This window comes from Streptomyces sp. NBC_00820, from assembly GCF_036347055.1.
Taxonomy (GTDB): Bacteria; Actinomycetota; Actinomycetes; order Streptomycetales; family Streptomycetaceae; genus Streptomyces.
The window spans coordinates 4,689,540-4,715,960 of sequence record NZ_CP108882.1 but is presented as its reverse complement, the minus strand read 5'-3'; the positions used below and the strand labels follow the sequence as shown (position 1 = coordinate 4,715,960).

The window sequence follows — 26,421 nt, the reverse complement described above, 5'->3', positions numbered from 1 at the left end:
AGACCGGGGGCCGGAGCCGCCGTCACTCCCCTCGCCCCCTCGCTCCCCTCAGTCCCTCACCCCCCGTACAGCCCGTCCACCTCGTCGGCGAAGTCCGCGAGGATCTTCTCCCTCCGCAGCTTCATCGACGGCGTCAGATGGCCCGCCTGCTCCGTGAAGTCGACGGGGAGGACGGCGAAGCGGCGGATGGACTCGGGGCGGGAGACGAGGATGTTGGCCTCGTCGACCGCGTTCTGGAGGATGTCCTCCAACTCGGGCTCACCGAGGAGGAGTTCCGGCGGTACCGGGTGCTTGCCGTTCATCTGGCGCCAGTGGTTGATGCCCACGGCGTCGAGGGTGAGCAGGGCGCTGATGTAGGGGCGGCCGTCGCCGACGAGCATGCACTGGGAGATCAGCGGGTGCTGGCGCAGCCAGTTCTCCAGCAGCGTGGGGGCCACCGATTTCCCCGTGGCCGTGATCAGAAGCTCCTTCTTGCGGCCGGTGATGGTCAGGTAGCCCGCGTCGTCCAGCTCGCCGATGTCGCCGGTCGCCAGCCAGCCCTCCTGGGTCGCGGGGACGACACCGCCCGCCTGCGGATCCCAGTAGCCGCGCAGAACATGGTCCCCGGCGACCAGGATCTCGCCGTCCGCCGCGATCCGGACCCGCGTGCCGGGCAGCGGCCAGCCGACCGTGCCGAGGCGGGGCTTGAGGGGCGGGGTCACCGTCGTGGCGGCGGTGGTCTCCGTCAGGCCGTACCCCTCGAAGATGTCGATGCCGGCCCCGGAGTAGAAGGCGGCCAGGCGCCGGCCGAGCGGTGAGCCGCCGGAGATGGCGCAGCGGACCTTGCCGCCCATGGCGGCCCGGATGCGCCGGTAGACGAGGGGGTCGTAGAGGGAACGGCTCGCCTTCAGGGCCGCGCCCGGACCGCTCCCGGTGCCGTTCTGCCGGGCCTCCAGCGCCTCGCCGTACCGTACGGCCGTCGCCGCCGCGCGGTCGAAGGTGGTGAGCCGGCCGCCCGCCTCCGCGCTCGCCCGCGCGGCGTTGTAGAGCTTCTCCAGCAGGTAGGGGATGGTCAGCAGACAGGTGGGGCGGAAGGCGGCCAGGTCCGCGAGCAGGTCGTCCGCCTTCAGGCTCGGCGCGTGGCCGAGCCGCACCCGTGCCCGTACGCACGTTATCGCCACCATCCGGCCGAAGACGTGGGACATCGGCAGGAAGAGCAGCACCGACGCGTCCGCCCCGCGGCCCGCCTTGAAGACGGGGTGGAGGAGTTCGATGGCGTTGTCGACCTCGGTGAAGAAGTTGCCGTGGGAGAGGGCGCAGCCCTTGGGACGGCCGGTGGTGCCCGAGGTGTAGATGAGCGTGGCGAGGGTGTCGGGGCTCAGCATGCCCCGCCGCACGCCCACTTCGCCGTCCGGCACCTGCGCGCCCCGCTCGGCGAGCCCCTCCACGTGCGCGTCGTCGATGACCCACAGGTGCCTGAGGTCCGGCAGGTGCTGGAGCTCGGGGTGGATCGCGGCGGCCTCGGCCGCGGTCTCCGTGATCAGCGCGACCGCGCCGGAGTCGTGCAGGATCCACCGGGTCTGGAAGACGGAGGAGGTGGGGTAGACCGGCACGGTGACCAGGCCGGCCGCCCAGGCGGCGAAGTCCAGCAGCGTCCACTCGTACGTCGTACGGGCCATGACCGCGATCCGGTCGCCCGGCACCAGGCCCTCGGCGATCAGCCCCTTCGCCACGGCCAGCACCTGCCGGGCGAACAGGGCGGCCGTCACGTCCTCCCAGTTGCCGTCGTCGTCGGTCCTGCGGCTGAGCACGATCGCGCCGGGGTCCGCCTCGGCGTTGTCGAACGGCAGGTCCGCGAGCGAACCGTGCGTCGTCTGCGGTGCGAACGGCGGGACGTACGCCTCCCGCACCGTCCCGCTCAGTCGCTGGATCACGGGTTCCACCAGGACCGGGCGGCCGTCGTAGTCGGTGGCCGAGACATGGGCACCGGCAAAGACGTCGGCGCTCGGAAACGGGGCGGGTGTGGACACGGGCGGCTCCTGGGGCGTGCAGCGGAGAACTGCTTGCTGCATGACGTACGCGCCTCGCACACCGAGGCGTTCACCGGCAACGGGCCGTGGGGGAAGAGTTACCGCCGGTCAGCCAGGCGATCGTACGAGGCGGCTGTGGCGGCCTCGTGCGGGATACGAGGGGGTCCGGAGCCGGGGGTGTGCAGTCTCGGAGGTTTCGTGAGGACCGTTCACGTTCGCTGCTCCGACAACGAATTACCGCCGGTAACGCCTAGGTACGCACAGGCACCCAGGGGTGTCCGTCCATCAGGTTGCCCAGGCCCGCCCAGGCGAAGTTCATCAGGGTGGTGGCCGTCTGGTGAGCGGTGCTGCCGGGGTTGGCGTTGGCCCAGGCGGCGAGGGACTCGGCGGCGCCCACGAGGGCCTGGGCGAGGCCCGCCGCCTCGGCACCGGAGAGGCCGGGGGCATGGGGGTGGGCGTCACGGGCGGCGGCCGCGATCAGGTGGGTCACGAAGGCGACGATCTCCTCGCGCATCGCGGTGACCTCGGCGGCGAAGGCCTCGCCGTGGGTGCGGGCCTGGAGGTGCAGTACGGACCAGCCGTCGGGGTGCTTCGCCGCGTACGCGAAGAACGCGTTCAGGCCGTCCCACAGCTGACGGTCGGCCGGCAGGTCGCGGCGGACCCCGGTGCGGACCGCCTCGGTCAGCGCACGGGCCTCCCGCCGGATGCAGGCGGTGAAGAGGTCTTCCTTGGAGTTCAGGTACAGATACACCAACGGCTTGGAGACGCCCGCCACTTCGGCGATCTCGTCCATCGACGCGGCCGCGTACCCACGCCGGCCGAACACCCGCACGGCGGCGTCGAGCATCTCCCGTTCCCGCTCCGCACGCGGCAGCCGCCTGGTCCTCACCGCACCCATGGCACCAGCCTAGTTGGGGCCGGCGGGCCCTCGGCCGCGCACGTGCCCCGGGAGGCCCGGGGAGCCGGTCAGGAGGTCTGGCCCCGCACCGGGGCGGTGTCGTCGAGGGTGTCCTCCTGGCTGCGGTTGGCGTCCAGGTTGGCCTTGATCCGGTCCACCTTGCCGGAGACCTGCACGGAGGCCCGCTCGCGCTCCTTGCGCAGCACCACCCAGCTGATCGGCGCCGACAGGACCAGCGAGAGCAGCAGGACCCACAGCAGGTTGGAGTCGCCGAAGCCGCGTGGGAAGAGGCCGGAGTAGACGGCTCCCCAGACGACGACGAGGCAGCCGGCGAAGACGCCGAGGCGCATCAGCGTGTAGCGGAGCATCTCAATCCACTCTTCCGATTCCAAAAAGGGCCACCGCCCAGTGAAGCACGGTATGTGCCCGATCTTGCAGGGGGGTCAGGCGAGCGGGAGCAGCATGAAAATGTCGTCCCGGTCGTCGTCGGGGGCGACCCGGATCGCGCCGGGCACCCGTCCGACCTCCTTGTAACCGCAGGAGCCGTAGAAGCGCTCCAGGCCGAGGCCACCGCGGCAGGTGAGCCGTATCGCCTCTATGCCGTCGAAGCCGCGGGCCCGGTCGGCGGCGGCCGCGAGCAGGTCGCGGCCGTAGCCCTTGCCCTGGTGCTCCGGGTGGACCATCACCGTGTACAGCCACACCCAGTGCTTCATCAGACGGTGGGTGTTGAAGCCGAAGACCGCCGCCGCGGCGACCCGGCCCGTCTCGTCGTGGCCGACCAGCAGCCTGCTGCGCCCCTCGGCCAGCTGCGCGAGGTAGCGGACCACCTCGGGCCGGACGTCCTCCCGTGTCACCGGCGGCACGAACCCCACGGCGCCCCCGGCGTCGGAGACGTCGGTCCACAGGTCGAGGAAGCCTTCGTGGAGGGCCGGGGTGACGGAGGGGTCCAGCGTGAACGTAAGGGGCATGCGCGCAGGCTATCCATTACACCGGTGCGCGCACAGCCCCTTTCCCGTCCCCTGCCCAGGGCCTTTCTTCCGGATCAGGCCGGCTCCGGTCTGCGGTGCCTTCTGGCCGACCCGAGCGGGGTCTGGTGCGTGCAGCTGCAAGGCGGAGGAGGGAGTCGACGCGGCGCGTCGGCGAGTGACGACAACGCCGCAGATGTGCGTGCCAGACCCCGCGACCCCGGCAAGATCCGGAAGAGAGGCCCTACGTCCCTCGCGTCACACCCGCATCGCCTGCGGCGACTCGCGGCGCAGCGGGTCCGCGCCGTCGTACTCGCGGATGATCTCGTAGCGCGTGTTGCGCTCCACCGGGCGGAAGCCGGCGTCGCGGATCAGGTCGAGCAGGTCGTCGCGGGTCAGCTTGTTCGGCGTGCCGTAGTTGTCCGCGTCGTGCGTGATCTTGTACTCGACGACCGAGCCGTCCATGTCGTCCGCGCCGTGCTGGAGGGCGAGCTGGGCGGTCTGCACGCCGTGCATGACCCAGAACACCTTCACGTGCGGGACGTTGTCGAAGAGCAGCCGGGAGACGGCGAACGTCTTCAGCGCCTCGGCGCCGGTCGCCATCTGGGTGCGGGCCTGCAGCTTGTTGCGGACCTTGCCGTCCTGCATGTCGACGAAGTCGTGCTGGTAGCGCAGCGGGATGAAGACCTGGAAGCCGTTGGTCTCGTCCTGCAGCTCACGCAGCCGCAGCACGTGGTCCACGCGGTGGCGGGGCTCCTCGATGTGCCCGTAGAGCATGGTGCACGGGGTCTTCAGACCCTTCTCGTGCGCCAGCCGGTGGATGCGGGACCAGTCCTCCCAGTGGGTGCGGTGGTCCACGATGTGCTGACGGACCTCCCAGTCGAAGATCTCCGCACCGCCGCCGGTGAGGGACTCCAGACCCGCGTCGATCAGCTCGTCGAGGATCTCGGAGGCGGACAGCCCGGAGATGGTCTCGAAGTGGTGGATCTCCGTCGCCGTGAACGCCTTCAGCGAGACGTTCGGCAGCGCCGCCTTCAACTCCCGCAGCGAGCGCGGGTAGTAACGCCACGGCAGGCTCGGGTGCAGGCCGTTGACGATGTGCAGCTCGGTGAGGCTCTCCGACTCCATCGCCTTGGCGAGCTTGACGGCCTCCTCGATGCGCATCGTGTACGCGTCCTTCTCGCCCGGCTTGCGCTGGAACGAGCAGTAGGCGCACGAAGCGGTGCACACGTTCGTCATGTTGAGGTGCCGGTTGACGTTGAAGTGCACGACGTCGCCGTTCTTGCGCGTCCGCACCTCGTGCGCGAGGCCGCCCAGCCATGCCAGGTCGTCCGACTCGTACAGCGCGATGCCGTCCTCGCGAGTCAGCCGCTCACCGGAGCGGACCTTCTCCTCCAGCTCGCGCTTGAGCCCGACGTCCATTTCCTCACCTTTCCACGACAACTTGACCAACCGTACTCCCCCGCCGCGCGGACGCACGGCGCCCGCACGGCGCACGGCGCCGCTACATCTCCTCGGGCAGTTCCCCGACCCGGTTCTCCCACTTCGTGGAGAGCACGATCGTGGTACGGGTGCGCGAGACGCCCTTGGTCCCGGACAGCCGCCGGATGATGCGCTCCAGGCCGTCCACGTCGGCCGCCCGCGCCTTGAGCATGTAGGAGTCGTCGCCGGCGATGAACCAGCAGTCCTCGATCTCCTGCAGGTCCTTGAGCCGGCGGGCCACGTCCTCGTGGTCGGCGGCGTCCGAGAGCGAGATGCCGATCAGCGCGGTCACGCCGAGGCCGAGGGCGGCCGAGTTCACCGTGGCGCGATAGCCGGTGATGACACCGGCCGCCTCCAGCCGGTTGATGCGGTCGGTGACGCTCGGGCCCGACAGGCCGACGAGGCGCCCCAGCTCCGCGTAGGAGGCCCGGCCGTTCTCTCTCAGGGCCTGGATGAGCTGCCTGTCCACCGCGTCCATGCGATCGAAGCCTTCCACTGAAGTTCCCGAAGTGATGAGAGGTACTGCGCCTTGCTCGGCTACCGGCCCGGCGTACCGCCGCCCAGTTCGCCCTTCCACCGCCGGTACAGGCCGTGCCCGACGCCCGCCGCGTCCAGCACTCGTCCCGCGACGAAGTCCACCAGGTCCTGAATGTGCGTCGCGCCCGCGTAGAAGGCGGGCGAGGCCGGCACCACGCTCGCGCCGGCGTCGTCCAGCGCGACCAGTTGCCGCAGGGTCTGGCCGTTCAGCGGGGTCTCCCGCACGGCCACGACCAGCGGCCGGCGCTCCTTGAGCGTGACGCTCGCCGCGCGCTGGAGCAGGTCCTTGGACAGCCCGAGGGCGACTCCGGCCACACAGGCCGTGGAGGCCGGCACGATGAGCATCCCCTTGGCCGGGTACGACCCCGAGGACGGCCCCGCCGCGAGATCCCCCGCGCTCCAGTACCGCACCCCGCTGACGTCCACGTCGAAGGTCGAGGGCTTGCCGTCGGCCCCCCTGGCCAGCCATTCCCGCAGGTCGTCCTGCCAGTGCGCGTCCCGGAAGGAGATCCCGGTCTCGTCCAGCAGAGTCAGCCGCGAGGCCCGGCTGACCACCAGGTCGACCGCCTCGCCGGCGTCCAGCAACGCCCGCAGCACGGCAGCCGCATACGGCGTCCCGGAAGCTCCGGACACCCCCACGATCCAAGGCGCGCGCTGCGATTCTCCTGCGTTCACACCTTGAGCGTACCGGCGCGTAGCGGCACGCTCAGGCCGGGTGGTGCGCATACGCGTCCGGCGGCCCGCCGATGTGGCGGACCGCCGGACAGAAACCCCGCATTGGCGGGGACAACCGGCTGAAGAGGGCGTTCTTCAGCGTGAACGGCGGACAACCCCCGCCCGGGCGGGGACATGCACGAAGTCAATCCCTCTATCAGCCCGATCTCACACGTTCGCTACTCGATCACTCGATCGAGTCATACCGTAAGGCCCCGCACCAGCAGGTCCAGCAGTGCGCAGACAAACAGCGAGATCCCGATGAATCCATTTGTCGAGAAGAACGCCCTGTTCAGCCGGGACAGGTCGTGCGGGCGCACGATGCGGTGCTCGTAGACGAACGCGCCCGCGACGATGGCCAGGCCCAGCCAGAAGAACGGGCCGGCGTGGGTGGCCAGGGCGTACCAGACCAGCAGGGCCGTGGTGAGCGCGTGGCAGGCGCGGGCGCCCCAGATCGCCGCCGGGATGCCGAAGCGCGCCGGGACCGACAGGACACCGCCCTCGCGGTCGGACTCGACGTCCTGGCAGGCGTAGATGAGGTCGAAGCCGCCGATCCAGATGCCGACGGCGAGGCCGAGGATCACCGCGTCCCAGGACCACGTGCCGGAGATCGCGAGCCAGCCGCCGACCGGGCCCATCGCCTGGGCCAGGCCCAGGATGGCCTGCGGGAAGTTCGTGAACCGCTTGCCGTAGGGGTAGACCACCATCGGGATCACCGCGACGGGGGCCAGGGCCAGGCACAGCGGGTTCAGCAGCGCCGCCGCGCCCAGGAAGACCACCACGGCGATCAAAGCGCCGGTCCAGGCGTGCTTCACCGACATCGCGCCGGTCACCAGTTCGCGGTGCGCGGTGCGCGGGTTCCGGGCGTCGATCTCGCGGTCGATGATCCGGTTGACGGCCATCGCGAACGTGCGCAGGCCCACCATGCAGATCGTGACCAGCAGCAGCCGGGCCCAGTGGATGTTCCTGTCCCACTCGTACATCGCGGTGAGCGCGGCGATGTAGGCGAAGGGCAGTGCGAAGACCGAGTGCTCGATCATCACCAGGCGCAGGAACGCCCTGGTGCGTCCCGGGCCGGGGAGGGTTGCGGATGCCGAGCTCACAGCCCGTACTCCTTCCAGCGGCGGTCCACGAGGGCCGCCGTATCCGGGTCCGACAGGACCATGTCCGGCCACCCGCCGTCGCGCGTGTAGCCCTCCTCCGGCCACTTCTTCGTGGCGTCGATGCCCGCCTTGCCGCCCCAGAACTGCTGGTAGGAGGAGTGGTCGAGGTGGTCGACCGGTCCTTCGACGACCGTGAGGTCGCGGGCGTAGTCCGTGTTGCCGAGGGCCCGCCAGGCGACCTCGTGCAGGTCGTGCACGTCGCAGTCGGAGTCGACGACCACGATCAGCTTGGTCAGGGACATCATGTGCGCGCCCCAGATCGCGTGCATGACCTTCTGGGCGTGCTTGGGGTACTTCTTGTCGATCGAGACGATCGCGCAGTTGTGGAAGCCGCCGGCCTCGGGGAGGTGGTAGTCCACGATGTCCGGGACGATGATCTTGAGCAGGGGCAGGAAGAACCGTTCCGTTGCCCGGCCCAGGGGGCCGTCCTCGGTGGGCGGGCGGCCCACGACGATCGACTGGAGCAGCGGACGCTTCCGCATCGTCACGCAGTCGATCTTCAGTGCGGGGAACGGTTCCTGCGGGGTGTAGAAGCCGGTGTGGTCGCCGAAGGGGCCCTCCGGGAGCATCTCGCCCGGCTCCAGCCAGCCCTCGACGACGACCTCGGCGTTCGCCGGGACCTGGAGCGGAACGGTCTTGCAGTCGACCATCTCGATCCGCTTGCCGGCGACGAGCCCGGCGAAGAGGTACTCGTCGATGTCGCCGGGCAGCGGGGCCGTCGAGGCGTACGTCACGGCGGGCGGGCAGCCGAAGGCGATGGCGACCGGCAGCCGCTCGCCGCGCCGCGCGGCCACCTGGTAGTGGTTGCGGCTGTCCTTGTGGATCTGCCAGTGCATGCCGATGGTGCGCTTGTCGTGGCGCTGGAGGCGATACAGGCCCAGGTTGCGGATGCCGGTCTCGGGGTCCTTGGTGTGGGTGAGCCCGAGGTTGAAGAAGGAGCCGCCGTCCTTCGGCCAGGTGAACAGGGCGGGCAGCGCGTCGAGGTCGACGTCGTCGCCGTGCAGGACGACCTCCTGCACGGGCGCGTTGTCGGACTTCACCTTCTTCGGCGGTACGTGCGCCATGGTGCCGAGCTTGCCGAACGCCTCGCGCACGCCGACGAACCCGTGCGGCAGCTCGGGCCGAAGCAGTCCGCCGATCTTCTCGGTGATCTCGTCGTACGACTTCAGGCCGAGCGCCTTCAGCAGCCGTCGGTCGGTGCCGAAGACGTTCATCGCCAGCGGCATCGCCGAACCCTTCACGTTCTCGAAGAGCAGCGCCGGACCGCCGGATTTCTGCACCCGGTCGACGATCTCCCCGACCTCCAGAAACGGGTCGACCTCAGCCTTGATGCGCTTGAGGTCGCCCTCGCGCTCCAGCGCCCTCAGCAGGGAGCGAAGATCGTCATAAGCCATGCGTCCCAGTATCGCCGACGGACCGCTTTGTCCCGCGCACGCCCCTGCCGGGGCGGGAGAACCCGGTCGGGCCGCCCCCTTGCCGAGTGTTCGACGACACTCGTACACTCCCGGGTGTTCGTCTCTCATTGAACACTCTTATCGAGTCGGGGGTTCGGCATGCGCGCGGTCGAGTTGAGGGAGTTCGGCGGTCCCGAGGTGCTGCGGGTGGTGACGGCCGCGGTGCCGGAGCCCGGCCCCGGCCAGGTCAGCGTCGACGTGGCGTACGCGGGGGTGAACTTCGCGGACCTGAAGGCGCGTTCGGAGGGTTACCGGGTGCCACAGCTGCCGTTCGTCCCCGGCCTCGAGGTCTCCGGACGGGTCCGCGCGCTCGGCGCGGGCGTCACGGGTCTCACCGTCGGCCAGGAGGTGACGGCGCTCACCGGGGGCGGGGCGTACGCGGAGGTGGCCGTGGCCGACGCCGCGACCGTCTTCCCGGTCCCGGCCGGCCTGGACCTGCGCACGGCGGCCACCCTGCCGACCGTCCTGCCCACCGCGTACGCCCTCCTGCACACCGTGGGCCGGCTCCAGCCGGGCGAGTCGGTACTGGTCCAGGGCGCGGCCGGCGGAGTCGGCACGGTGCTGGGCCAGTTGGCGCGGGCGGCGGGCGCCGGGGCGGTGTACGGCGTGGTCTCCTCGGCGGCGAAGGCGGCGTACGCCAAGGAGCACGGCTACGACGAGGTGTTCACCGGCGCCTTCGAGGAGCCGGTGCGGCAGGCGACCGGCGGCCGGGGCGTCGACCTGGTCCTGGACCCCGTGGGCGGAGACACCCTGCGCGCGGGCCTGGCCTGCCTGGCGCCCTTCGGCCGCCTCGTCTCCTTCGGCAACGCCAGTTCGGCCGAGCCGTGGAGCGTGGGCCAGCCCGAGCTGTACCCGCTCGCCCACTCGGTCTCGGGTTTCTCCGTCCTCATGCTCGCCCGGACGGCCCCCGAGGCCCTGCGCGAGCTCGCGGAGCGGGCGTTCGCCGAGGTGGCCGACGGCACGGTCGACCTTCCGGTGACCGCCGAGTTCGGGCTGGAGGAGGCGGCCGAGGCACACCGTCTGATGGGGGGACGGACGAGCACCGGGAAGCTGCTGCTGCGGGTGGGCCGGTAGCCGGACCAGGAGGCCGGCCACGGTCGGCCCCGCCGCCGCGTTGCCCGGGCGCGCCCGCGGGGAAACAGTGAGGGCATGGAACCGGAACAGGCCCGCGCCTGGCTCGCCACCGCCGTCGCCGAGGCCCGCGCGGGGCTCGCCGAGGGCGGCATCCCGGTCGGGGCCGCCCTCTACGGCCCCGACGGCACTCTCCTCGGCCGCGGACGCAACCGCCGCGTCCAGGACGACGACCCCTCCGTGCACGCGGAGACGGCCGCGTTCCGCGCCGCGGGACGGCAGCGCTCGTACCGCGGCACCACCATGGTCACCACGCTGTCCCCCTGCTGGTACTGCAGCGGCCTGGTCCGGCAGTTCGGCATCTCGCGCGTGGTGATCGGCGAGGCCGCCACCTTCCACGGCGGGCACGACTGGCTCGCCGGACACGGTGTGGAGATCGTGCTCCTGGACGACCCCGAGTGCGTCGCGCTGATGCGCGGCTTCATCGACGCCAACGCCGCCCTCTGGAACGAGGACATCGGTGTCTGAGCCCCGCGTCCCCACCATCGACCTCGCACCCTGGCTCACCGGCGACGCCGAGGCCCGTACGGCCCTGGCGCGCACGGTCGACCGGGCCCTGTGCGGCGCCGGGTTCCTGCTCGTCACGGGGCACGGCGTGGACGCCGGGCTGCGCGCCGCCGTACGGGAGGCCGCGCGGGAGTTCTTCGTGCTGCCGGCCGAGGTGAAGCGGGCCTACGAGGCCAGGGTCGGCGGGCGTGGCTGGCTCGGCCCCGGCGCCGAGGCCAACGGGTACGCGGAGGGGACGCGGACGCCGCCCGACCTGAAGGAGTCGCTGACCTTCGCCACGGACGAGCCCTTCCCGGACCCGGTCGTCAACGCCGAGTGGTACGCGCCCAACGTGTGGCCGGCCGAGGTCCCGCGGCTGCGGGCGCTGTGCGAGGAGTACCTCGGGAAGATGGCAGCGCTGGAGAAGGAGCTGCTGTCCCTGCTGGGGTACGCGCTCGGGCTCGGGCCCGGCTTCTTCTCCCGGCACATGGAGCGTCCGACGTACGGCTTCAACATCAACTGGTACCCGGGGACCGAGGTCGTCGGCGAGCCGCGGCCGGGGCAGTTCCGGATCGGACCGCACACCGACTTCGGGACCGTCACCATCCTCGACCGGCAGGCGGGCAAGGGCGGCCTGCAGGTCCACACCGACGCGGGCGGCTGGGCGGACGCGCCCTACGACCCGGCGGCCCTCACCGTCAACATCGGCGATCTGATGGCCCGTTGGACCGGCGACCGGTGGCGCTCGGGACGGCACCGCGTGCTGCCGCCGCCCGCCGACGAGCCCACCGAGGAGCTGATGTCCCTCGTCTACTTCGGCGAGTGCACCCCGGGCACGCGCGTGGAGTCCGTCCCCGCGCCGGTGGGCCGGGTCGCCTACCCGCCCGTCGACTCGCACGTGTATCTGCGCGAGAAGCTGAACTCGATCACCGTCGGCTGACCGCACACCGGTCACCGTCGGTTATTCACCTGCGCGTTCGGCCCGCCATCCGTTCCGCTGAAATGCCCCGGGCGGGCATGTCCGTGCCGCCTCCGACGGCATTCCCTTGACGGGGGCCCACATCCAAGGGGTCCCTTCTGCGATCGGAGACGCGTGCGTATCACTGACATCCAGCGCTGCGAGGTCCGGCCGGGACGGCTCGTCGAGTGGACGCTGAGCCCGGCGACCGTCGCGGCGGCGGCGGGACTGCCGGACGACACCCGGCCGCCGGCCTACATCCAGGAGTCGCACATCAGGACGGCGCGGTCCGTACGGGAGGACGGGCTGTTCGTGCCGACCTGGCTCGGCACGGCCTTCGATCTGCCCGGCCCGGTCGACCTGGACCTGCTCCAGGAGTGCCTGCGCGCCTGGACGGTCCGGCACGAGACGCTGCGCAGCGGCTTCCGCTGGGCGGGCGCGTCGGGCGACGAGCTGCGCCGGTTCACGCTGGACGCCGCGGACGTGTCCCTGCACCGGGAGACGGTCGGCGACTTCTCCGACGCCGACGCGCTGGCCCGGCACCTCCAGGACCGTTTCGACACCGTCGCGGACGCGCTGCGCTGGCCCAACCTCATCTACACGGCCGTCGTGCGGGACGACTCCACCAGCGTCTACATGGCCTTCGACCACAGCAACGTGGACGCCTACTCCCTGCACGGCATCGCCGCCGAGATCGAGGAGCTGTACACGGCGGGCCGTGAGGGGCGCGGGCCGGTGGTGCGGACCCCGGCGGCCAGTTACGTCGACTTCTGCGAGATCGAGCGGGCGGACGCCGACCGGATCGACGACGGCCACGAGACCGTCGCCCGCTGGCGGGAGTTCATCCGGCGCTGCGACGGGACGCTGCCGGGGTTCCCCGTCGACCTCGGCCTGGAGCCCGGCGGCCCGCTGCCCCGGCAGCGGATGCTCTGCGAGCCGCTGGCGGACGCGGACACGGCCGCCGCGTTCGAGACGTACTGCCGGCCGTACGGCGGCAGCCTGGTCGGGCTGCTGGCGGCCACCGGGCTGATCGTGCACGAGCTGGGCGGGCAGTCGGTGTACCGGACGGTGGTGCCGTTCCACACCCGGGTGAAGTCCCGCTGGTCCGACTCCGTGGGCTGGTACGTGGGGGGCGCCCCCATCGAGGTGCCGGTGGCGGACACCCCCGACCTGCCGGCCACCCTGCGGGCCGTGCGCGCCGAGCTGCAGGCCGCGCGGCCGCTCTCCCGGATGCCGCTGGCCCGGGTGCTCCGCCTGCTCGGCGCGGACTTCCGGCCGACCTCGCCCGACCTGTACTCGATCGTGTCGTTCGTCGACGCCCGCGGCATCCCGGGCGCGGCCCGGTGGGCGGAGCAGCGGGCGTACGGACTGCTGCGGGTGTCATACGGCGACCAGGTGTGCGTGTGGGTCAACCGGGTGCACGACGGTCTGTGGCTGGCCTGCCGCTACCCGGACACGGACGTGGCGGCGAAGAACATGCGGCTGTACGTCGAGCGGCTGCGCGATCTGATGACGGCGACCGGTTCCTCGTCCTAGGCCTGCGCGGGCGCCAGGGCGTCGATCAGACGTTCGAATCTGGCGCGCCAGCCGGACTCGGTCTCCCCCTCGCCCTGGAACTCGTGCGTGAAGCGCAGCACGCTCCCCTGCTCCCCGTCCCGCTCCAGATGGAACCTGACCCGGCCGCCGCCCTCCACGGTGTACTCGGCTACCCGGTCCACGTCCCACGCGGTGATCCGCCCCGGCCCCAGGTCGCGCAGGACGACCTCGCCGTCGAGCCGGGGTTCGAGAACGTCGACGGCGGTGCACCACTCCCCGAGCCCTTCGGGGGTGGCCACCGCCGGCCAGACGTCCCCCATGGACCTCGGAAGCCGCACCAGGAAGTGGAGGATGTGCGTGCTCCCGTGGGTCTGACTGGTGCCCTGTTCGATGGAACCGCTCATACCACCAGTGTCTCCGAACGACCAGGCGATCTCACGTCGGAGGGATGAGCACGGCGTGAGGCCGGGGCCGGCCCCCACACGGTGCAGGCATCTATCGGAGCGGCAGGTTCCGCTTTCTCCTTCGGCGTCGCTCGCTCAGGGCGGTGAGCCAGAAGACGGCTCCGATGGCTGCCGCGAACGGGAGCGTGCCGATCGGATCGCCGGTGGCCACCAGCTCGACCAGATACAGGACCGCGGCCATGACGCATCCGACGGCGAACGGGTATCGGGCCGCCCACCGGCGGGTGTGTGTCCGGGGATCTCTGAACACGCGCGGTACTCCTGTCCGTGTACTCGACCGGCCGATCATCGGAAGTGCGGCCAGACATGCGTCGGTGCCCGGCCCGCCACAGTCGCGAAGCCGCGACAGGCCGCGCACAGCGCCGGCCGGTACCCCATGGCCTGTGCCACAGAGAACCGGCCTTCGCCCGGCGGGCCTTACACGCCCGCGTAGGAGTGCTTGCCGGTGACGAAGATGTTCACGCCGTAGTAGTTGAACAGCCAGCAGCCGAAGGCGATCATCGCCAGGTAGGCGGCCTTGCGGCCCTTCCAGCCGGCCGTGGCACGGGCGTGCAGGTAGCAGGCGTAGGCGACCCAGGTGATGAACGACCAGGTCTCCTTCGGGTCCCAGTTCCAGTAGCGGCCCCAGGCGTCGCCCGCCCAGATCGCGCCCGCGATGATCGTGAACGTCCACAGCGGGAAGACCGCCGCGTTGACCCGGTAGGCGAACTTGTCCAGCGAGGCGGAGGCGGGCAGCCGCTCCAGCACCGAGGTCGCGAAGGTGCCGGGCTTGCCGCCGCTCTGCAGCTTGTTCTCGTACGAGTCCTTGAACAGGTACAGGATCGTGGCGACCGCGCCGACGTAGAACACCGCGCCGCAGAAGATCGCGGTGGAGACGTGGATGTACAGCCAGTACGAGTGCAGGGCCGGGACCAGCTGGTCGCTGGCCGTGTAGAGCACGGTGACCGCGAGACCGAGGTCCAGCAGGACCGTGGTGATCAGGAACAGCCCGAGCCAGCGCACGTTCTTCCTCAGCGCCAGCAGCCCGAGGTACACGCCGACGGCGACCGTGGAGAAGGTGATGTTGAACTCGTACATGTTGCCCCACGGCGCCCGCTGCACGGAGGCCGCGCGGGCGACCACACCGACCAGCTCCACCAGGAACGCCAGCACGGTGAGGGACACGGCGATCCGGCCGTACATGTCGCCCTGCGCGTCGCCGCCGTGCGCGCCGGGACCGTCCGGCACGTCACGGGCTCCGGCGGCCGACCGGACCACGACCTTCGGCCGCTCCAGCACGGCGGTGCCACCGGCACCCCGCACGGTGACCGCGGGCGCCTTCGCGGCACCGGCGTCCGCCGTCAGCGCGGCGGCCGTACGGGCCACCTTGCTGCGGCTGCCGAAGAGCCATTCGGCGATGTAGGCGAAGAAGGCCAGGGTGTAGACGGCCATCGACGAGTAGATCAGCGTGTTGCTGATGCTCGCGAGGTGTTCGTTGGTCGCGGCGGCGAGAGTCACTTCTCAGCCCCTTCGGCAGGTACGACGTCGGTGTCGGGGGTGGGGGAGGGGTCGTCGTCGGGGTCGGCCGCCCCCGGCGCCTGGTCGTACAGGATTCCGGCGAGGTCGCCGAGCTCCTCGGGCACCTTGGCGGACTCGCTGCGGCCGAGCCCGGCCATCTCGACCACCGTGACGCCGTCGGCACCGCGCACCGCCCGCACCCAGACGCGGCGGCGCTGGATGAACAGGGAACCGGCCAGGCCGAAGATCGCGGTGATGGCGCCGCCGAGCGCCCAGCCGCTGCCCGGCTCCTGGACGACCTCGAAGCCGGCCCACTCCTTGATGTTCTTCTCGAAGGTGAGGGAGCCCGCGCCGTTCGGCAGCTTCATGGTGTCGCCCGGCTTCAGCAACTGCTTGAACAGCTGGCCCTTGGCGTCCTTGTAGGCCTTCATATGGGTGGTGTCGAGCTGGTACACGCTCTGCGGGATGCCCGAGTTGACGCCCAGGTCGCCGTGGTAGGCGTTCACCGCGAGGAGCGGGTTCACCAGGGCCGGGAACTGGGAGAGCATCGTGCCCGCGCGAGGGTTGAACGTCGGCACGAAGAAGGCCTGGAAGCCCAGCTGCTCCTTCACGCCCCGCGGGCTGCGGTAGCCGTCCATCACCTTGACCACGCCGTTGGAGGTCTCGTTGCCGTCGAGCGGCAGCAGCGGCACGGCGTCGCGGTAGACGACCTTGCCCTTGCCGTCGCGGACGGTGACGACGGGCGCGTAGCCGTGGCTGACGAGGTAGACCTTGGCGTCGTCGATCTTCAGCGGCTGGTTGACCTCGACGGTCGTCGGCCGCTCCTTGCCGTACGCGCCCCGGCTGTAGCGGATCTTCGCCTCGAAGGTGCGCGGGGTGCCCTTGTTGGGGCCGCTGACCTCGTAGGTGCCCTTGAAGTCCTTCAGGTCGAAGCTGAAGGGCACCAGGTCGTCGTTGCGGAAGAGGCTGCCGGACTTGATGTCGTCGTACTGGAGCGTCGAGTTGGAGAACCCGTCGCCCTCGACGACCAGCTTGGTGCCGTCCGACTTGAACATCTGGCCGCAGGCGAAGGCGATCAGCAGCACGATCAGCGCGATGTGGAAGGCCAGGTTGCCCAGCTCGCGCAGGTAGCCCTTCTCCGCGGCGACGGCGTCACCGGCGAGGTGGGCGCGGAAGCGGCGCTTCTTCAGCAGCGCGAGGGCGGCCTCGCGGACCTGCTCGGGGTCGGCCTCGGTGCGCCACGTCGTGTACGCGGGCAGCCGGGTCAGCCGCCTTGGCGCGCCCGGCGGCCGGCCGCGCAGCTGGCCGACGAACTGCCAGGTGCGCGGGACGATGCAGCCGATGAGGGAGACGAACAGCAGGATGTAGATCGCGGAGAACCACACCGAGCTGTAGACGTGGAACAGGCCGAGCTTGTCGTAGACCGGCGCGAGGGTGGTGTGCGCCTTGCGGAACTCGTCGACCTTGTTGATGTCGGCGCCGGTCTGCGGGATCAGCGAGCCCGGGATCGCGCCGAGGGAGAGCAGCAGGAGCAGCAGCAGCGCCACCCGCATCGAGGTCAGCTGCCGCCAGAACCAGCGGACCCAGCCGATCACGCCGAGCGAGGGCAGGTTCACCGTGTCTTCCTGCGGGGCGGTGGAGAGCTGCGAGCCGGCCGCTGCCAGCCCCTCCGTCTCCGGGCCCTCGCCGCTGGGGGAGGTGTCGGTAGTGGTCTTGCTCATCGGTCAGATCCCCACAGTGAAGCCGTCGGACCAGGTCTGCATCTCCTGCACCAGGCGGTCCCAGGCCCCGGTCAGCAGCAGCACACCGGTCACGATCATCATCGTGCCGCCGATGCGCATCACCCAGACATAGTGGCGCTTGACCCAGCCGAAGGCGCCGAGGGCCTTGCGGAAGGCCACGGCCGCGAGGACGAAGGGCACGCCGAGGCCCACGCAGTAGGCGACCATCAGCAGCGAGCCGCGCCCGGCACTCGACTGCTGCATGGACAGGAAGTTCACCGACGCGAGCGTCGGACCGATGCACGGGGTCCAGCCGATGCCGAACAGGGCGCCGAGCAGCGGGGCGCCGACCATCCCGGCCGTAGGCCGCCGGTGGAAGCGGAACTCGCGCTGGGTGAACCAGGGCATGAGTCCCATGAAGAACACGCCCATGAGCACCATGACGACGCCGAGCACCTTGGACAGGAGGTCCTTGTGCTCCTGGAGCGTGTAGCCGAAGTAGCCGAACAGCGCCCCGCCGGAGACGAACACGGCGCTGAAGCCGAGGACGAACAGGGAGGCGCCGGCGACCATCCGCCCGCGCCGCGCCTCGGCCAGGTCGGTGCCGGCGACCCCGGTGACGTAGGAGAGGTACCCGGGGACCAGCGGGAGCACGCAGGGCGAGAAGAAGGAGACGAGCCCGCCGAGCAGGGCGACGGGCAGGGCGACCAGCAGGGCGCCGTTGCGCACCGTGTCGTTCTGCGCGGCCAGGGTCACGAGTGCGCTCACGTCACTTCTCCGCGACGACCGGGTCGAGCATCTTCTTGAGCCCCGTGTCGTCGAGTGCCTCCAGGGCCCGCGCCGCGACCTTCCCGTCCTTGTCGATGATCAGCGTGGACGGGATCAGCTGCGGGTTGAGCGTGCCCTTCTTGAAGCGGAGCATGAGCTTGCCCGTCGGGTCGTACAGGCTCGGATAGGAGATCCCGTGCTCCTTCTCGAAGGCGAGCGCGGGGGTGGTGCTGGTGTCGCGGGTGTTGATGCCGACGAACTGCACGCCCTTGCCCTGGTAGGCCTTGGCGACCTTGGAGAAGTACGGGGCCTCCTCGCGGCACGGGCTGCACCACGAACCCCAGACGTTGACGACGACGACCTTGCCCTTGTACCGGGCGACGTCCAGGCTCTTGCCGTCGATGCTCTTCCCCGAGAGGTCGGGGGCCGCGGCGCGCTTGCCCTTCGGGGCCGTGTCGATGCCGTTGTCGCCGGTCACGAAGTTCGTGTTGCCGCCGCCGCCGGAGGTACCGCCATGGCCGCACGCGGACAGGGTCAGGGCCGCGACAGCGGCCACGGCACCGAGCAGGACGGCGCGGCTACGGGTACTCATGTGAAAAGTTTCGCATGTCGGTTCCGGCGCTCTCGCGCGCCCCCCTGTCGGGCGGAAAACCGCATTTCAGCCCGTATTTACACGGGACATTCCGGGATATCCCTCACGCCCCGCCGGAGGTGGCCGACTTGGCCTTCCCCGCCCGCTTCGCGTCCCCGGCATCCCCGGCGTCCCCCGCGTCCCGCAGGAAAGCGTTCCAGCCCCCGTCCGGCCGCTGCCCGACGTCCAGCCCGCGCAGCCGGGCCAGCACCTCGGGCTTCTGCACGTCCATCCAGTCCACGAACTGCCGGAAGGAGACCAGCCGTACGTCCCCGCCCCTCTCCTTCTCCCGGGCCATGTGCCTGAAGGCCTGCTCTACGGCGTCCATGTAGATGCCGCCGTTCCACTGCTCGAAGTGGTTGCCTATGAAGAACGGCGCCCTGTTTGTCTCGTATGCCCGCTGGAATCCGGATATGTAGGCCTGTGCGGACTGCCTGCGCCAGTGCGGGTAGTTGTAGGCGGGCGCCTTGGTGGAGTTGACGGACTGGTTGGCGAGCATGTTGTAGTCCATCGACAGGACCTCGAAGGAGTGTCCGGGGAAAGGAATCTGCTGCAGGGGCAGGTCCCAGACGCCGTGCCGCTTGCCGGGCCACACCTGCCGGCCGCCGGGCGAGGAGGCGTCGTAGCGCCAGCCCAGCTCGCGGGCGGTGGGCAGCAGGTTGTCCTGGCCCAGCAGACAGGGCGTACGGCCGCCGGTCAGTTCCTTGTCGTAGTCGAACGGCAGCGGGGGCAGCTCGGTCCAGCCGGTGTTGGTCCGCCACTCCTTCACGAACCCCTTGGCCTGCTCGATCTCGCTCCTCCACTGCCGCGGGGTCCAGTTGGCGACCGTGCCGTAGCCGCCGCAGAAGTGGCCGTTGAAGTGGGTGCCGATCTCGTGCCCCTCCAGCCACGCCCGGCGCACGTTGGTGAGGGTCGCCCGGACGTGGGCGTCGGTGAGGTAGCCGATGTCGGAGGCACCGCGCGGGTTGTTCGGGGGGCGGTAGAGCCGCTTCTTCGACTCCGGCAGCAGATACAGCCCCGAGAGGAAGAAGGTCATGCTCGCGCCGTGCTCCCTGGCGAGGTCCAGGAAGCGCGGGAAGAGTCCGTTGCCGACCTCGCCGGCCCCGTCCCAGGAGAAGATCACGAACTGCGGCGGGGTCTGTCCCGGCTCCAGCGGCTCGGGCCTGGCGGGCTGGTGGGGCTGACGGCCGGTGAACGAGGTCGAGCCGTCGCCGATGGACCGCGGACTCGGGCTGGGGCTCGGGCCGGCCGTGGCGCCCCGCCCGGCCTTCGCCCTCCCCCGGGCGGAACCCGGACCGGCACCGTCCACATGGCCGCCGGCCGGCTTCTGGTCCCCGCACCCGGCGAGTCCGGCGGCGGCCGCCGCGCCCGCGCCGAGGCCGAGTATTCCCCGCCGGGAGAAGGTGTGCATGGTTCCCCGATCCGTCACGGCTACTACTGGTTCACCCAGTCAGATGACATGACGGATCGTAAGGTTCCAACGGGCCTGCTCAGGCCCCGAAGGCCTTCCCCTTGCCCGGCTGGGGTCTGGCGCCGGCGCGCAGGTGCGCCGGGACCAGGTCGATGGCGGGCTCGCTGTACCCGACCGCGACGATCCGGTCGCCCCGGTAGGTGAACGAGGTCAGCGAGGCCAGCGTGCACTGCCGCTTGCGCGGGTCGTGCCACAGCCGCCGCTTCTCGACGTACGACCGCACGATCCAGATCGGCAGCTGATGGCTGACCAGCACCGCCTCGTGCCCGCGCGCCTGGTCCTTGGCCGCGTCGAGCGCGCCCATCATCCGGACCACCTGGTCGATGTACGGCTCGCCCCAGGACGGCTTGAACGGGTTGACCAGGTGCTTCCAGTTGTCCGGGTTACGCAGCGCGCCGTCCCCGACACCGAAGGTCTTGCCCTGGAAGACGTTGTCGGCCTCGATCAGCCGCCCGTCGGTGGCGAGGTCGAGCCCGTGCGCCTTGGCGATCGGGGTGGCGGTCTCCTGCGCGCGCTCCAGCGGCGAGGCGACGACGTGGGTGATGTCACGCGGGGCGAGGTGCTCGGCGACCCGCTCGGCCATCTTCCGGCCCAGCTCGGAGAGGTGGTAGCCGGGCAGGCGGCCGTAGAGGACACCCTCCGGGTTGTGGACCTCGCCGTGCCGCATGAGGTGAACGACGGTGATGTCCTGGTCGCGGGCCTCGGTGCCGCCCGCCTTGTTGTCACCGTTGTTGCTCACGCGGTCGCCTCCGCAGCGGCCCGGGCCGCCGCCGGAAGGGCGTCGGCGATGATCTGGAGGGCCCGCTCGTCGTGGGCCGTGGACACGAACCAGGACTCGAAGGCCGACGGCGGCAGGTAGACGCCGTTCGACAGCAGCGAGTGGAAGAAGGCGTTGAAGCGGAAGGCTTCCTGCCGCTTGGCGTCCTCGTAGGTACGCACCTGACGGTCGGTGAAGAACACCGAGAACATGTTGGAGGCGGTCTGCAGCCGGTGCGCCACGCCCTCCTGGTTCAGCGCCTCGGTGACGAGGCCCTGGATCTGCGCGGAGACCGCGTCGACCTTGTCGTACGCGGCGTCGTCGAGGAGGCGCAGCTGGGCGAGGCCCGCGGCGGTGGCGACCGGGTTACCGGACAGGGTGCCGGCCTGGTAGACGGGGCCGGCGGGCGCGAGGTGCGCCATGACGTCGGCCCGGCCGCCGAACGCGGCGGCGGGGAAGCCACCGCCCATGACCTTGCCGAAGGTCATGAGGTCGGGCTTGACCCCGTCGACGCCGTACCAGCCGGACCGGCTGGTACGGAAGCCGGTCATGACCTCGTCGGAGATGAACAGCGCGCCGTTGCGGCGGCAGGTGTCCTTGAGCCCCTCGTTGAACCCGGGGTCCGGCGGCACGACGCCCATGTTGCCGGGCGCGGCCTCGGTGATGACACAGGCGATCTCGCCCGGGTGCCGGTGGAAGGCCTCGTGCACGGCCTCCAGGTCGTTGTACGGCAGCACGATCGTGTCCGCGGCCTGGGCGCCGGTGACACCCGGGGTGTCGGGCAGCGCGAAGGTCGCGACGCCGGACCCGGCGGCGGCAAGGAGGCTGTCGACATGGCCGTGGTAGCAGCCGGCGAACTTGATCACCTTGGACCGGCGGGTGAAGCCGCGGGCGAGCCGGATGGCCGACATGGTCGCCTCGGTGCCGCTGCTGACGAGCCGCACCTGCTCCACGGGCTCGATCCGGGCGACGATCTCCTCGGCGAGGGCGACCTCTCCCTCACCGGGCGTACCGAACGACGTACCGCGGGACACGGCGTCCTGCACGGCGGCGATGACCTCGGGCCGCGAGTGCCCCAGGATCATCGGACCCCAGGAGCAGACCAGGTCGACGTACTCGCGTCCGTCGGCGTCGGTCAGGTACGGCCCGCTGCCGGAGACCATGAAGCGGGGCGTGCCGCCGACCGCGCGGAAGGCGCGCACCGGGGAGTTCACCCCGCCCGGCGTGACGACGGAGGCGCGGTCGAAGAGCGCCTGGGAGACCGGCGCTTCGTAGGGATAGGGCGTTTCGCTCAGGGCGCTCATGGCGTGCGACTTCTCCGGCATCTCGGAATCCGGTTGCGTGGTGACCTCCTCAGGGTAGGCGGAGCGGGTCACCACCCGGACAACCGCGTGCCCCGGCGGGTACCCGGACAGGGCCCGGGCAGGCCCCGGGAGAAGCCCCGAACCGGCCCCGGACAGGTCCCCGGGCCGGCCACGGACAGGTCACCGAGCGGGCGTCGGGGCAGGCATCAGGGCAGGCGTCCGGCCACGTGCCGGACCCCCTGCCGTGAGGTGCCTCAACCGTCTCTCCCGCCCCTCCCGTACCGGCCGGCCCCCTCGTTCCCGCCGCCCTGGCTCGGTCTCCCGGCCGGTCTTCCGCCATCTGCGAGACTGACACCTGATACGCACAGCTCCTGCGGCACGTAATGATCGGGGAGAGGGAGGATCCCGCGGACCGGATGTTTTCACCGCACGTTTCGGCGGGCGGCCGTGGGGGAGGTCACTGACACGATGATCGGGTTGCGCGGCGGGGGCCACGCGTCCTAGAAAAGCAGTCGGGTGGAGATATGCATCGCGGTGGCGGACTGGGCGAGGGGACTGACGACCTGGGTCCTCGACGTGCCCGGCGGGGAAGGCACCGGCGCGAAGCGGAGGAGTCGGCCGAAGCACGTCACGCCGACGCACGTCAGGCACAGGGTGTACCGAGCGAGCCCGAGCGGTACGACCGGCAGGCCGACCGGCATCTGGACCAGCAACTGGACCAACCGGCCGACCGCCGGCTCGACCACGGGGCCGACCGCCTCCGGGCGGAGAGCAGGAATGGTGGTCGGGTGGGGGTGACCTACAAATACTTCGGCGCGCCGGACGGCGCGACCGCGTCCCGCGTCCCGATCTCCATGCGCCCCGAGGAACTCGGCGGTGACGAGCTGGGCATGAACGGCATGTTCACCAAGATCAAGCCGGAGACGATGGCCGCGATGGTCCTCACCGGCATCGAGGGCGTCCCCCTGCACAAGGTCCCGCCCCTGGAACTGGTCGTCCTCCACCCCGACTACGCCGTCGTCAAGCTGCCCATGACCGTCGTCGACCCGCTCCGCGACATCGGCGAGGAAGCGGTGGGCGCGGCCGCGTTCATCTGGTCCACGGTCCCGGACCGGGGCGGCCCCCGTGACGCCTTCAACGTCTACCAACTGCTGCACGAGTGGCAGGACTTCAGCCACCGCCTGCACGAGGCGGGGCACCAGCCGTACTGCCTGGTGTGGCCCTGAGCCGAGTCCTTCCCGGGTTCCGGCGGAACTTTCGGGCGGGGGTTTATCCCAAAAGGGCGTCCGGCACTCCGCCGAAAACCCCTCTTTGTCTGCTTGTCACCCTTGGCGAAGGGTGAATTCCGGCGCGAATACCGGAAAGCCGGAAACCGGATAACCATTCCGGTAGTTGTTTACGGTCGCGGACCGGGCCGCCGAGGTGCCGGACCACAGTGCTGCGGCTTCGGCGCCGACTTCGGCTTCGACTGCGACTGCGACTGCGACGACTGCGGCTTCGTCACCGGGCCCGGCTCCGGGGCGCCGGCCCCGGCCCCCCGGCCGACGGTCCGGCGCTCTCCTCCACCGGCGGTCCGGTCTCCTCCACAGCGAGGAAGTCGAGAAGCGTGAGGGCGAACAGCAGGGCCAGGGCGAGGCCGACCACGACCCAGCCGGTCGGATGGCTCCACAGCACGTACGCGACGACGGCCGCCGCGACCAGGAGCCAGGTGATCCAGGCGCGGTACCGCCGCAGGAAGGGCCCGACGGGGCCGGTGCGCAGGCCGAACCGGTCCGTCTGCGCGCGTGCCGCGGCGAGGCCCGCGTGCCACACCTGCCGGACGGCCCGGGCGTGGCGCCCGGGTCCGGTCAGCCAGGCGGCGACGGCGACGGTCACGCCGAGGGCCACCAGTGCCCGGACCGCCGTACGCAGGAACCGGGTGAGGGTGTCGTAGACGGCCGCGGCGGCCGGGCGGGACACCCCGCTCGGCAGCTTGTCCAGGTAGACGGCCCGGAAGACGGTCAGGCCGATGCCGAGGACGAGGACGGCGAACGCGACTCCCAGCGCGGCGGCGGCCAGTGCGCGGCGGCGCCGGGTGGCCGCCAGGACACCGGCGGCGAGCAGCAGGGCGGCGAGGACCGGCAGCCAGGTGCCCGCCAGTTGCAGCAGCCGGAAGTACGTCTGCAGCCGGCCGATCTCGTCGGACCGCAGGACGGTGAACTGGGCGTGCACCTGCGGGATCCTCTTGGCGACGGTCAGCCCGGAGTCGACCAGGCGGGTCTTGACCTGCTCGATCACCGGGGCGAGGTCGATGGTGACCGCGTCGTTCTCGAGCTTGACCGCTCCGCCGCCGCTCCCGGTCAGCGCCTTGTCCACGGCGGCGTGGACGCGGCGGTTGGCGTCGCGCCAGATCGCGGCGAAGGCGTCGGAGGCGACGACCTCCCGCGCCTTGTCGTGCACGAAGCTGCGCACCGCCGCCTGGAGCGAGCCGCCCAGCGCGCCGAGCGCCTTCTCGGCCAGGGGCCGGTCGTTCGGGCCGATGTCCCGCAGCAGGGTGGAGAGGTCCAGGTGGTCCATGACGGCGTCGGTGGCCCGGTCGGCGACGGCGTTCTGGACGGCGGGGTCGGCGGACAGCGGGGCGACGGTGGCGACGTAGCGGTCGGTGTCGCCCACCAGGTCGGCGGACCAGGCCGCGACCACGGCGAGCGGCGCGAGGACGCAGCCGAGGACGATCAGTACGGCGGCCAGCGCGGACCGGACCCGGTGCCGCCGGGGTCCGCCCTCCCGCTGCCCGGCCTCCAGCGTGGCGACCCGTGCGCGCAGCCGGGCCAGTTCCGCCCGGTCCCTGCCGGCGGCCCCGTCCCCGTCCTGCCCGGTCGGCTCCTGCTGCGCCATGGCCGTGTTCCTCCGCCTCCGCCGTGTCCTGCGCCCGTGCCCGCGCGGTCGGGTCTCTGGCAGCAGCAGATCCCGCGCCGGTCGTCCCCGCGAGCGGCAGTCGGCCGTTCGGGCGCGCGGCCGACCCGGGCACCTCGCCCGGCATGCGGGTCACGCCGTGAGCCCCTTCACTGAGGACAGGACGGTGATCCGGCACGACAGCGGAGGCGCAGGATGACACGGCACTGGATACGGAGTGCGCGGAGCGCGATGGGCGCGGCCCTGGTGACGGTGGCCGTCGGGGTCGCGGCGGCCGGGTGCTCCGACGGCGCCGGGAGCTCCTCCGGCACCGCGAGCAGGGCGGCCTCGGCGGCCGCCTCCGCCGCCTCGTCCCTCGCCTCCAGGGCGTCCGACGCGCTGGCCTCGGCCACGGCGGAGGCCGGGCGCAGGCTCGACGAGGTCAAGAACGGGGTGAACGCCAAGGACGACGTGAGCCTCGGTGCCGTCGGTACCGACGACGCCGGCCGGTCCGCCGTCGGGGTGCTCGCGAGGAACACCACCGACTCCGCCAAGTCCTTCGTCGTACAGGTCAATTACCGGGACGGGAACGGCCATCTGCTGGACGTGGTCGTGGTGACGGTCAAGGACGTGGCGGCCGGCGCCTCCGGGGAGGCCACCGCCCGCAGCCACCGCAAGCTGGACGGCGACGTGCGCGCGAGCGTGAGCACTGCCCTGCGCCACTGACCGGGGCGGTGCGGTCGTGCGGGCCCGGCGGCGCTCAGCAGTACGGCGCCTGACCGGTCAGCGAGGACGCCACCCGCATCCACACCCCGAACTGCCGGTACAGCTCCGGGAGCGGGCCCGTCGCCCGTACCGTCCTGCTGTCGTCGGCGGTGACGCCCGGGATGCCCAGCAGGATCGCGGCGACCGAGGCGGACTGCCAGCGGACGGCGAGGGTGGCCTCGGCGGCGGTGGGGGCCGGGCGGGCGGGAGCCGGGGTCAGGGCCCGGCGGACCCCCTCCTCGATCGCCTCACGCGCCTCGCCCACGGGGCGCAGCCGCGCCGCGAAGCGGTCGTGGGCGTACTTGACGGGAACCGTGACGACCGCAGGGTCCCAGTCCGTCATCTCGGCGCACGCCGTGTCGTCACCCGTGAGGGCCACCACGGGAACACCGAGGGCCGCCGCGGTGGCGTGGGCGAGGCCGGTCTCTCCGACGGGGCGGCCGTCCAGCCAGATGTCCTCGATCTCGTGCCCCATGAAGCTGTGGCTGAGCACGCCCAGGACACCGGCCCGGGAGTGGTAACCGACGCACACGACGGCGTCGTGGTCACCGGTGAGCCCCTCCAGCATGCCCATCCGCTTGGGCCGGCCGCGCACCAGGCGGGCCGCCGGGTGCAGGTCCTCGGGTATCAGGTTGCGCATGGGGCCGTGGGCGTCGTTGACGAGGATGTCGGTCGCACCGGCCGCCAGCGCGCCCCGCACGGCGGCGTTCACATCCTCGGCCATCATGGAACGGCCGCGCTCGTAGTCCCGCCCGCCCGGCTGGACGTCTTCGGCGTCCACCAGACCGGTGACACCCTCCATGTCGACGCTGAGGAAGATTCGCATGGCACCGAGCCTA

General features: G+C 71.3%; 26 protein-coding genes. 6 read left to right on the top strand and 20 right to left on the bottom strand.

Going from position 1 to position 26,421, the window contains the following annotated elements; all coding sequences use genetic code 11:
- Nucleotides 1-56: 56 nt before the first annotated feature.
- From OIB37_RS21345 to OIB37_RS21305, 9 genes are all read right to left on the bottom strand, one after another.
- Nucleotides 57-2,009, bottom strand: a complete 1,953-nt coding sequence (locus OIB37_RS21345) for an AMP-dependent synthetase/ligase (RefSeq protein WP_330459207.1) — start codon at nt 2,007-2,009, stop codon at nt 57-59.
- A gap of 250 nt (nt 2,010-2,259) precedes the next feature.
- A complete protein-coding gene (locus OIB37_RS21340) occupies nt 2,260-2,907 on the bottom strand; it encodes a TetR/AcrR family transcriptional regulator (protein WP_330459206.1) in 648 nt (215 codons plus the stop codon).
- A gap of 68 nt (nt 2,908-2,975) precedes the next feature.
- Entirely contained in the window at nt 2,976-3,275 is a 300-nt protein-coding gene (locus tag OIB37_RS21335; protein WP_330459205.1) for a DUF4229 domain-containing protein, read from the bottom strand.
- A 75-nt stretch (nt 3,276-3,350) separates the two neighbouring features.
- On the bottom strand, nt 3,351-3,875 hold the full coding sequence (locus OIB37_RS21330; protein WP_330459204.1) for a GNAT family N-acetyltransferase: 525 nt from the start codon (nt 3,873-3,875) through the stop codon (nt 3,351-3,353).
- Between the two features lie 255 nt (nt 3,876-4,130).
- Nucleotides 4,131-5,294, bottom strand: a complete 1,164-nt coding sequence (mqnE, locus tag OIB37_RS21325; RefSeq protein WP_330459203.1) for an aminofutalosine synthase MqnE — start codon at nt 5,292-5,294, stop codon at nt 4,131-4,133.
- An 82-nt stretch (nt 5,295-5,376) separates the two neighbouring features.
- A complete protein-coding gene (locus OIB37_RS21320; RefSeq protein WP_330461920.1) occupies nt 5,377-5,832 on the bottom strand; it encodes an Lrp/AsnC family transcriptional regulator in 456 nt (151 codons plus the stop codon).
- 59 nt (nt 5,833-5,891) lie between these two features.
- Complete coding sequence (locus OIB37_RS21315; RefSeq protein ID WP_330459202.1) at nt 5,892-6,566, bottom strand: UbiX family flavin prenyltransferase; 675 nt, start codon at nt 6,564-6,566, stop codon at nt 5,892-5,894.
- Nucleotides 6,567-6,805: 239 nt separating this feature from the next.
- Entirely contained in the window at nt 6,806-7,708 is a 903-nt protein-coding gene (gene mqnP / locus OIB37_RS21310; protein WP_330459201.1) for a menaquinone biosynthesis prenyltransferase MqnP, read from the bottom strand.
- Nucleotides 7,705-9,162 carry a menaquinone biosynthesis decarboxylase gene (locus OIB37_RS21305; RefSeq protein WP_330459200.1) on the bottom strand — a complete coding sequence of 486 codons (1,458 nt, stop codon included), beginning with the start codon at nt 9,160-9,162 and terminating at the stop codon, nt 7,705-7,707. Before OIB37_RS21305 ends, mqnP begins: the two co-directional genes overlap by 4 nt.
- Nucleotides 9,163-9,321: 159 nt before the next feature.
- Here OIB37_RS21305 and OIB37_RS21300 point away from each other — a divergent pair, with 159 nt between their 5' ends.
- The 4 genes from OIB37_RS21300 to OIB37_RS21285 all read left to right on the top strand — a co-directional run bounded on the left by OIB37_RS21300 (nt 9,322) and on the right by OIB37_RS21285 (nt 13,333).
- On the top strand, nt 9,322-10,296 hold the full coding sequence (locus OIB37_RS21300) for a quinone oxidoreductase family protein (protein WP_330459199.1): 975 nt from the start codon (nt 9,322-9,324) through the stop codon (nt 10,294-10,296).
- A 75-nt stretch (nt 10,297-10,371) separates the two neighbouring features.
- The gene (locus tag OIB37_RS21295) at nt 10,372-10,821 is read left to right on the top strand and encodes a nucleoside deaminase (protein WP_330459198.1); all 450 of its coding nucleotides are present in this window, start codon (nt 10,372-10,374) and stop codon (nt 10,819-10,821) included.
- A complete protein-coding gene (locus OIB37_RS21290) occupies nt 10,814-11,779 on the top strand; it encodes an isopenicillin N synthase family dioxygenase (protein WP_330459197.1) in 966 nt (321 codons plus the stop codon). Before OIB37_RS21295 ends, OIB37_RS21290 begins: the two co-directional genes overlap by 8 nt.
- Nucleotides 11,780-11,932: 153 nt before the next feature.
- Complete coding sequence (locus tag OIB37_RS21285) at nt 11,933-13,333, top strand: condensation domain-containing protein (RefSeq protein WP_330459196.1); 1,401 nt, start codon at nt 11,933-11,935, stop codon at nt 13,331-13,333.
- Here the strand turns inward: OIB37_RS21285 and OIB37_RS21280 are convergent.
- The 9 genes from OIB37_RS21280 to hemL form a co-directional block, all read right to left on the bottom strand.
- Nucleotides 13,330-13,737, bottom strand: a complete 408-nt coding sequence (locus OIB37_RS21280; RefSeq protein WP_330459195.1) for a hypothetical protein — start codon at nt 13,735-13,737, stop codon at nt 13,330-13,332. The two genes, OIB37_RS21285 and OIB37_RS21280, sit on opposite strands and share 4 nt — an antisense overlap.
- Before the next feature lie 91 nt (nt 13,738-13,828).
- Nucleotides 13,829-13,978, bottom strand: coding sequence for a hypothetical protein (locus tag OIB37_RS21275; RefSeq protein ID WP_330459194.1), 150 nt, complete (start codon nt 13,976-13,978; stop codon nt 13,829-13,831).
- Between the two features lie 236 nt (nt 13,979-14,214).
- Complete coding sequence (ccsB, locus tag OIB37_RS21270; RefSeq protein WP_330459193.1) at nt 14,215-15,294, bottom strand: c-type cytochrome biogenesis protein CcsB; 1,080 nt, start codon at nt 15,292-15,294, stop codon at nt 14,215-14,217.
- Nucleotides 15,291-17,015: a cytochrome c biogenesis protein ResB gene (gene resB, locus OIB37_RS21265; RefSeq protein WP_330459192.1), complete on the bottom strand. Its 1,725-nt coding sequence runs from the start codon at nt 17,013-17,015 to the stop codon at nt 15,291-15,293. The genes ccsB and resB overlap by 4 nt, the downstream gene beginning before the upstream one ends.
- Nucleotides 17,016-17,018: 3 nt before the next feature.
- Nucleotides 17,019-17,783 carry a cytochrome c biogenesis CcdA family protein gene (locus OIB37_RS21260; protein ID WP_330459191.1) on the bottom strand — a complete coding sequence of 255 codons (765 nt, stop codon included), beginning with the start codon at nt 17,781-17,783 and terminating at the stop codon, nt 17,019-17,021.
- 1 nt (nt 17,784) lies between these two features.
- Nucleotides 17,785-18,375, bottom strand: a complete 591-nt coding sequence (locus OIB37_RS21255) for a TlpA family protein disulfide reductase (RefSeq protein ID WP_330459190.1) — start codon at nt 18,373-18,375, stop codon at nt 17,785-17,787.
- 103 nt (nt 18,376-18,478) lie between these two features.
- Nucleotides 18,479-19,825, bottom strand: a complete 1,347-nt coding sequence (locus tag OIB37_RS21250; protein WP_330459189.1) for a hypothetical protein — start codon at nt 19,823-19,825, stop codon at nt 18,479-18,481.
- Between the two features lie 79 nt (nt 19,826-19,904).
- Nucleotides 19,905-20,552 carry a histidine phosphatase family protein gene (locus OIB37_RS21245; RefSeq protein WP_330461919.1) on the bottom strand — a complete coding sequence of 216 codons (648 nt, stop codon included), beginning with the start codon at nt 20,550-20,552 and terminating at the stop codon, nt 19,905-19,907.
- Nucleotides 20,553-20,620: 68 nt separating this feature from the next.
- Entirely contained in the window at nt 20,621-21,937 is a 1,317-nt protein-coding gene (gene hemL / locus OIB37_RS21240) for a glutamate-1-semialdehyde 2,1-aminomutase (protein WP_330461918.1), read from the bottom strand.
- 533 nt (nt 21,938-22,470) lie between these two features.
- Between hemL and OIB37_RS21235 the strand changes: the two genes are divergently transcribed.
- On the top strand, nt 22,471-23,172 hold the full coding sequence (locus tag OIB37_RS21235; RefSeq protein ID WP_330459188.1) for a hypothetical protein: 702 nt from the start codon (nt 22,471-22,473) through the stop codon (nt 23,170-23,172).
- 274 nt (nt 23,173-23,446) lie between these two features.
- On the opposite strand, the gene OIB37_RS21230 is transcribed toward OIB37_RS21235, so the two are convergent.
- The gene (locus OIB37_RS21230; RefSeq protein ID WP_330459187.1) at nt 23,447-24,820 is read right to left on the bottom strand and encodes a hypothetical protein; all 1,374 of its coding nucleotides are present in this window, start codon (nt 24,818-24,820) and stop codon (nt 23,447-23,449) included.
- 213 nt (nt 24,821-25,033) lie between these two features.
- On the opposite strand from OIB37_RS21230, the gene OIB37_RS21225 reads away from it, so the two are divergent.
- The gene (locus OIB37_RS21225) at nt 25,034-25,543 is read left to right on the top strand and encodes a hypothetical protein (RefSeq protein ID WP_330459186.1); all 510 of its coding nucleotides are present in this window, start codon (nt 25,034-25,036) and stop codon (nt 25,541-25,543) included.
- 34 nt (nt 25,544-25,577) lie between these two features.
- Here OIB37_RS21225 and OIB37_RS21220 read toward each other — a convergent pair whose 3' ends face one another.
- Nucleotides 25,578-26,408 carry a M55 family metallopeptidase gene (locus OIB37_RS21220; RefSeq protein WP_330459185.1) on the bottom strand — a complete coding sequence of 277 codons (831 nt, stop codon included), beginning with the start codon at nt 26,406-26,408 and terminating at the stop codon, nt 25,578-25,580.
- Nucleotides 26,409-26,421 lie beyond the last annotated feature (13 nt).